At 38.6% G+C, this 6,435-nt stretch carries 6 protein-coding genes; all 6 read right to left on the bottom strand.

All coding sequences use genetic code 11. From position 1 onward, the window contains the following. Nucleotides 1-470: 470 nt before the first annotated feature. Entirely contained in the window at nucleotides 471-2,513 is a 2,043-nt protein-coding gene (locus tag GJ688_RS19060) for a methyl-accepting chemotaxis protein (protein WP_170292166.1), read from the bottom strand. Nucleotides 2,514-3,372: 859 nt separating this feature from the next. Further along, a complete protein-coding gene (locus GJ688_RS19055; protein ID WP_170292165.1) occupies nucleotides 3,373-3,657 on the bottom strand; it encodes a YmaF family protein in 285 nt (94 codons plus the stop codon). Nucleotides 3,658-3,818: 161 nt separating this feature from the next. After that, nucleotides 3,819-3,941 carry a hypothetical protein gene (locus GJ688_RS21180; protein WP_268892120.1) on the bottom strand — a complete coding sequence of 41 codons (123 nt, stop codon included), beginning with the start codon at nucleotides 3,939-3,941 and terminating at the stop codon, nucleotides 3,819-3,821. Between the two features lie 21 nt (nucleotides 3,942-3,962). Beyond that, nucleotides 3,963-4,091 (bottom strand): hypothetical protein, encoded by a 129-nt coding sequence (locus GJ688_RS21175; protein WP_268892119.1) that lies wholly within the window; start codon nucleotides 4,089-4,091, stop codon nucleotides 3,963-3,965. 284 nt (nucleotides 4,092-4,375) lie between these two features. Continuing rightward, nucleotides 4,376-4,783 carry a DUF1259 domain-containing protein gene (locus tag GJ688_RS19050; RefSeq protein WP_155478097.1) on the bottom strand — a complete coding sequence of 136 codons (408 nt, stop codon included), beginning with the start codon at nucleotides 4,781-4,783 and terminating at the stop codon, nucleotides 4,376-4,378. 322 nt (nucleotides 4,784-5,105) lie between these two features. Continuing rightward, nucleotides 5,106-6,329: a methyl-accepting chemotaxis protein gene (locus GJ688_RS21440; RefSeq protein ID WP_155478096.1), complete on the bottom strand. Its 1,224-nt coding sequence runs from the start codon at nucleotides 6,327-6,329 to the stop codon at nucleotides 5,106-5,108. Nucleotides 6,330-6,435: the final 106 nt, after the last annotated feature.

Below are 6,435 nucleotides of genomic sequence, written 5' to 3'. Positions count from 1 at the left end.
AATGATTTGGAATGGGCGGTGGCTCTTCAACAACTTTGGTCGATTATTGATGATGTCGTTAAAAACTGCAACAAGAAGTTAGCCGCTTTGATTAAAAGTCAACTCCAGAAATGGATTGGCTCTTTACCCAACTATATCAAGGCTTACTTGCCTATTTCTGTGTGCGAAACTTGAGTTTTTTATTTTTTGTGGGACCGGTTATTCCTCGATATCCATTCCTCCTAACTGCTGGCCCATCATGCACCGGGCCAAGTTGACTATTTGAAGCAAAATGCTTGTCGTTGATTTTAAGACGGTAAAAAATCATTTGCGGAATTAAATTTTTAATTTTTTGTTGGGGTCGGTTATTCTTCGATATTCATTCCTCCTTGGTGGGCGGTTGCCGCAGTGACATCATCGCTCTGATGGGGGAGGAAGTCAACGGAGAAAAAGAAAAAGACCGTGGACAACGGTCTTAATATCGTGAAAATTTATATCCTAAATACATTTACTGTTGACTGTAATTCATCTGCCATTTTTGATAAAGTATTTGCGGCAGCAGAAATCTCTTGCATTGAAGCTAGTTGTTCCTCTGTAGAAGCTGCTACGTTTTGAAGACTAAATGCAACCTGATCCGATATAGAAGAAATACCTTCCACCGCATTAGCCATTATTTTACCTTCGTTTTTGCAAAGAGAGACTGCGGAGTTAACCGTGTGTGCTTGATCACCAAGACTTTCTAATGAGAGAAGAATTTCGTTAAATGATTTTTCTGTTTGGTTTGCTAAAACGATACCGTCGTTTACCGACCGTACTCCGCTAGAAATCATCTCAACTGATAGCTTAGTATCATTTTGAATCTCAGATACAATGCTTAGGATCTTTTCCGCAGAGCTCCTTGAGTCTTCAGCTAATTTGCGAACCTCACCAGCTACGACTGCAAAGCCTTTACCGTGTTCCCCCGCCCGGGCTGCTTCTATTGCGGCGTTTAATGCAAGCAAATTTGTTTGTTCTGTAATCGAGTAGATTAGCGTTAATATATCTCCTATTTCTTTCGACTTTTCGTTTAGGTTCAAAATCGTCTTAGAAGTAGCCTCTTCATTTTTTTGAATTAGCTGCATTTGATTTATCATCTTTAATACCATCGCATTACCTTCGTCAGCATTCTCTTTAACCTTATAAAGAGCTTTTTTCACATAATCTAAGGAAGATTCAATATGCTCCATTTGCTTTGATACTTTAACAACAGAGAGTTGACTTTCTTTTGTCGCTTGAAGCTGATCGTTCATTCCTGAGGATATCTCTTGTACTGCTTCCGTTATTTGTTCAGATGCCTTACTACTTTGTTCCGAGCTTGCCAACAATTCTTCCGAAGCGGCCGCTAATTGCTGGGATTCTTGGTGTATTTTTTGAATTATCGATTTAATATGTGTAATCATACTATTAAAATGGATTGCTAGTTGACCGATTTCGTCTTTCGATTGAACCGCAACCGACTGGGTTAAATCACCATTTGCAATTGCCTTTGAAGCAACGTTTATCCTACCAATATTACTAGATAAATATTTGGCGAAGTAAAATACTACAATAAGTACAAATAGTAAGGAACCGATAATAACAGGAGTTATTTTGGCAATAAGGGCATTGAGTGGGGCAAAAACTTCTTTTTCCGGGACAACGATTACTAAATGCCACTCGATTTCAGGAATGTAATTATAAAATGCTAAATATTCTCCTGATGAATTACCAAACCTTGCAACTCCTGTTTTTTCTTCAAGTATCAATTTACCAAGAGAACTAATGTTATCATCGGGGTCATCCTGGATTTTTGTTTTCATAATCTTATCTTTTGCAGGCGTAGATAAGTAGTTACCTTTTTTATCAGTCAAGAGTACATATCCAGTATCTCCGACATTAACATTAGCAACCATTCCTTGAATGCTAGCAATATCTATGTCTGCGGTAACAACACCTAGAAAAGCTTTATTTTTGTCAGTGAAAGGGACTGTTGTAGTAACCATCGTTTTACCCGTTACGCTATCATAGAAAGGTTCGGACCAAACAATAGACTCTAAATTAGTTTTACCATTCTTATACCAATCTGTATTGGGATAATCATATTCTGGGGTACAATAATCTTCAGTATAATGGATATAATCTTTATCTCGGTAAGCATAAGGACCAAAATATTTTATGTTTTGTTGATATCGAAACGGCTCATACCAAACCCCTATGCCGAGAGTATCAGAATTCACGGATAAAAAGTCTTTTACAACTGAGATATACTGTTCTTTAGTTATTGTGGTCCCGGTTGTTTCAATAAATCGAGCCAAAGCTAAGGCGGGTTTACTGTGAAAACCTAGTCGCATTTGAACATCTTTTGCCATATTATCGATGTTTAATTTCATTTGCTCCTGTAGATTTGCGTTAAGTGTACTTCTGTAGTTCGTATAACTTAACCAACTAAGTGAAACGAGAGCCAAAGTGATTAAGGGTAGCAAAATAATTATTGTTTTCGCTTTAAGAGAATTCATGATAACACCTACTTTCATTTTTGCTTATACAATGTCTTTATTTTGATTTTCGATATAACTATTGCGATTCCTGCTAAAGTAATAGATTTCATTATATGTAACCTTAACTTAAACTAGTTTCTAAGCAGACTAATCAAGAACTGTCTTTCTGAACGAGTATGCCCGGGCAGTATCACGGAGCAAAGTAGTTTATTATCGCCAATTCACCGGGAATATGCTTTAGAAAAAGGAAAAGCGTGGCCCTTATTGAAAGGCTCACGCTTCTTAATTACTCCGGTATTAAAGGCGTAAAAAGCGGTGGCAGGGGATGAACCAGAACCCCAAATAACCCCACAAAAGCTATTGAAGTAAATCCCTGCCAGCATCGCTAGAACATTATAACCACCGAACCAACTGAACATGTACACGTAATTTTCGTTTATTAGCGTCCATTAGTGGGTACGGAAAACAATAGTTATCTAGAGAGGGAGAATCTATTGCCCCTTAAGCTATTAAATGCGAATCGAACCTTGATAACAAATATTAGAAATTGAGAGTATAGTAATAAAGAACCCACATGAAAGGAGGTATCGAAATGGCCATTCGAACTTTTACGATCACGCTCAACCGAGGAGAAACGGCTGTTATTCGCGTACGCTGCCGCCGACGCCGTATGATGATGGGTTAATTCGTCCAAAAACAGTGAACCGCTGGAGGCTTTACCCAGCGGTTCTATAATTTCTAGTAAAACACAAATGGACCTGAATAGCGATTCGAAATCTTAATCCTAAAATATCAATACGTTTTCAAGGTTTCTCGTTTTGCATTTACTATTTTTCTGGTCACAACTTGCAGCGAATCATTTTACTAGTAATTTCGCTCAACCGGAATATCCTGTTCGACCATTGTAAAAGTGTAAATGTCTCAAGTCATAGCTAGTTTTTCCTTCTATCACGTGATAGTGACCAAGTCCTGAAACATAAACGGCTGGACCGGTTACACCGCAATAGTAGTGAATATGCTGGTGGTTTAGGGTAGTTCTGCCTGAATAACGGTGTCTATGACTTTGAATATCGGGTTCAGGAGAGGTTATCCCGACCATACAATGTCGGTGTTTTTTATTAACTGTGGTGTGAACCGAGTATTTGTGAGTATGGATATTCAACGCCCTCTTTCGTACAAGAACATGGGCGATTTTTTGTGTAAAACGAATCAGTATTATATTGGGACAGAATTTTATATAGAGAAATCTATATAACTTGTAAGCAATCAATAACAAAAAAGCGTGGACAATAAGTGCCTCAAGCTTCAATATAAGGTTAGTAGTTAGTAAGCACCAAATCCAAAACCAAAACCGGTGCCGAGGATGGCTATAATGATAATCAATATAGCCAAGGCAACAATGCTATTTCCGATATAGCCCCCTGTACCGCACCCACATGCACCCATAGATATTACCTCCTCTCTTAACTAACAACCGTCACCAACGTACCCGACGCCAATAATCGCGGGATAAAAAGCTCCAATAACGATGAGAGTAATAATAAGTCCTACTATAGTCGGGAACCCGACATAACCACCAGCAACCACAGCACCCATGTGAACTCCTCCTTTCAAAGTTAAATAAGGGTTTACTCACATTACCAGTTTATGGTTGGGACATATTGGTGTGAAAGGAAAAGAATGACCGCCGAGTAAATAAAACCCAGCGGTTAAGCATTGTAGCTTTGGCCATTTTGATCAACATCATCGCGATCCTCGATACCCACTACTACTTTATGAAAAAGCTGATTACCGAGTGAACGATATATAAAAGCGTGGACAGTAAACACTGCCACACGCTTAAATAAATGTTATTGCTTAGAATGCTACAAAGTCAGTGCTTATTTCTTCAATACTGTAAAGGCTTTTGCAACTTTTCTGGCGAATCTTAAAGGCTTTTCCTTTGACTCAAAGTGGATATAAAAAAGTCTGGGCTTTTCAAATAACCAGTGATTATGCAAAGCTGTTACTTTTATCTTGTTTCTTCGTAGAACAGAGATAAAGGGATTAATTTCTCTTTGCAATATCACCGTTTCTCCTAAGTTTAAAGTCCGTCCTTGTTTATCTGGGGACTCAAATGAGAAAAGTGCGGCTTTTACAAGGGGGGAACGGGTTCGTCTATTTAGTACTGTTGCCTTGATATTTCTGATCCGTTGTACAACACAAAGTCTATTTTTAGAAGCGATAACTTTTCCTTTAAGAATTTGTGCAAACTGTTTACATTTACTCGAACGGGTTTTGACCGGCATTATATCACCTCCAACTTTTGGTAATATTACTATACGAAAATGCAAATGAAATAGTGATATGCGAGCAATTATAAAATCCAATTATTCTTAGAACATCAAACCAATAACGAAAATATATTTTCGAAGCCTCCAGGCCGCTGCTGCCTCGAAAGATAAATTAAGCCATCATGGTATTACGTTAAAGCGATCGACCTCAGGAAGAGTATGCCAAGCTGAAGCATTACAACCAATCAAATAGAAGACCGTACAATCGTAAGTTTACTGGTATATATTTTAGAAAAAGGAAAAGCGTGGCCCCAACGAGGTCACGCCTTCCAATATTCTATAACTTGAAGGTCTGTACCCGACTCTGTAATTCTTCGGCTAAGTAAGTTAGGTTTTGAGATGCTGATGCAATCTCTTCCATAGAGGCTGTCTGTTCTTGAGAAGCTGCGGCAATCCCTTGAGTTTCGGCCGATGATTTTTCAGCCAACGTTTTTATTTGTTTTATAGATGATTGCATTCCTTCGCTAGCTATAGAAACTTCTTTTATCGAAGTTGAGACTTCGTGGATCTGTCGCGTAACTTCCTCAACAAGTTTTGCGATTTTTTGAAACTGTTCTCCAGACTGACGAACCATATGAGTACTGTTTTTAACTTCCAAGGTTCCTTTAGTCATAGATTCTACGGCTCTTTTTGTTTCTGATTGAACTTCAAGAATTAATGTACTGATTTCTTGGGTAGCTTTCGCAGATTCTTCGGCTAATTTTCGAACCTCTTCGGCCACGACGGCAAAACCTCTTCCCATTTCACCAGCTCGTGCCGCCTCAATCGCTGCATTCAAAGCGAGTAAATTCGTCTGGCTAGCGATATTAGAAATAACGTCAACAATTTGGCTGATCGATTGTGACTTATCACCCAGATTATGTATGGTATTTGCCGAATCGTCCACAACAGAATTTAGCATATCCATTTGATTTGTTACACTTTCGATGGAATTTAGCCCATTTTCTGTAGCCCTAAGCACTTCTGTCGAGGAAGAACTCATTTTCGTTGAACTAACGGTTATAGTTTGTATGGCCTCCCCAATTTTCTGTCCCACAATACTAGCATTCTCTACAGCCTTTGATGTTTTTTCAACGCCAGAGGCCACCTCTTGAACGTTTTGCCCAATTTGATCGGTCGCTTTTGATGTTTGTTCTGCTGACGAAGCTAATTCTTCAGAAGTCGCAGCTACCTGCCCTGAGGCATGAACAACTCCTCTTACGACATCAATTTGGTTACTAATCATTTGATTAAATGATATCATTAATTGTCCGATTTCATCGCTAGATTTAACTTCCGCTTGAATGGTTAAATCATCACTACCGGCCTTTGTCATGAGTGATTGAAGATTTATAATCGGGTTTATGACTAGGCTTGCTATCCAGAGAGCAATAATCACTCCTACAATACTGGCAATAAAGCTGGATGCTATAAGAAATACTTTTCCCTCCTGATAAGCTTGAATAGAGTTTTGCGCATCTTCTTTAGCTTCGTTTGCATTATATTCAATAAGTTTTTGCACCGTATCATTTGCTTTTTCCCAAGTGGGCTCATTAGTGTTCGGTTAACCCCAGAGTAACCAAAAATGGAGTATATGGGAAATAAGGATTTTTAGCACTCTGTGTCGA

Origin of the sequence: Heliobacterium mobile (assembly GCF_009720735.1) — a bacterium.
In the GTDB taxonomy this organism is placed as follows: domain Bacteria; phylum Bacillota; class Desulfitobacteriia; order Heliobacteriales; family Heliobacteriaceae; genus Heliobacterium; species Heliobacterium mobile.
Note: the sequence above shows the minus strand (reverse complement) of the source record. Positions and strands in the feature narration are given on the sequence as shown.

Excerpts from the sequence above, each read along its gene's own strand:
- GJ688_RS19050 (WP_155478097.1), bottom strand. The coding sequence starts at position 4,783 with ATGCCGGTCAAAACCCGTTCGAGTAAATGTAAACAGTTTGCACAAATT.
- GJ688_RS21180 (WP_268892120.1), bottom strand. The coding sequence starts at position 3,941 with ATGGGTGCATGTGGGTGCGGTACAGGGGGCTATATCGGAAATAGCATT.
- GJ688_RS21175 (WP_268892119.1), bottom strand. The coding sequence starts at position 4,091 with ATGGGTGCTGTGGTTGCTGGTGGTTATGTCGGGTTCCCGACTATAGTA.
- GJ688_RS19060 (WP_170292166.1), bottom strand. The coding sequence starts at position 2,513 with ATGAATTCTCTTAAAGCGAAAACAATAATTATTTTGCTACCCTTAATC.